This is a genomic window from Desulfogranum marinum (assembly GCF_016918565.1).
GTDB lineage: Bacteria > Desulfobacterota > Desulfobulbia > Desulfobulbales > Desulfobulbaceae > Desulfogranum > Desulfogranum marinum.
Genome location: NZ_JAFFQD010000157.1, coordinates 1 through 474, shown reverse-complemented (window position 1 = coordinate 474; position 474 = coordinate 1). Strand labels below are relative to the sequence as shown.

Genomic DNA, 474 nt, shown 5'->3' with positions numbered 1-474 from the left:
ATTAACCTGAATTCCAACGCCAGTCTTCCCGCAAAGGTTAAAGTATTGGCGCAAAGCGGCCTTGACAGCCTTCGGGTCAGCCTGAATTCTGCCCAGGAAATATACTATACATCATACTATCGACCTTCTAATTACAGGTATGAGGACGTTGAACTCTCAATAAAAATCATGAAGGATGCCGGAAAATTCGTCTCCCTCAATTACTTTATCCTCCCGGGATTCACCGATTCTGTCACTGAATTCGATGCCTTAAGCAGACTGATTGAGCGCTGCTCACCAGACCTTATCCAACTGCGCAACCTGAATATGGATCCCTTATGGTATCTGCGCTGCATCAGCTTTCCTGGTGAGGCGCAAACCATGGGAATTCGGGCGTGGAGAGATGCGTTGCACAAAAGCTTTCCCTCTCTTGGCTTCGGCTATTTCAATCCATACCTGCAATAAACTAATTCGGTAATATCAGAGGGATCACTG

General features: G+C 46.4%; 1 protein-coding gene. It reads left to right on the top strand.

The annotated features are described in order from the left end of the window. Positions 1–444 (top strand): radical SAM family protein (locus JWH17_RS23290; RefSeq protein WP_205225094.1); only part of this gene is annotated, 444 nt, incomplete at its 5' end. Between the last annotated feature and the right edge of the window lie 30 nt (positions 445–474).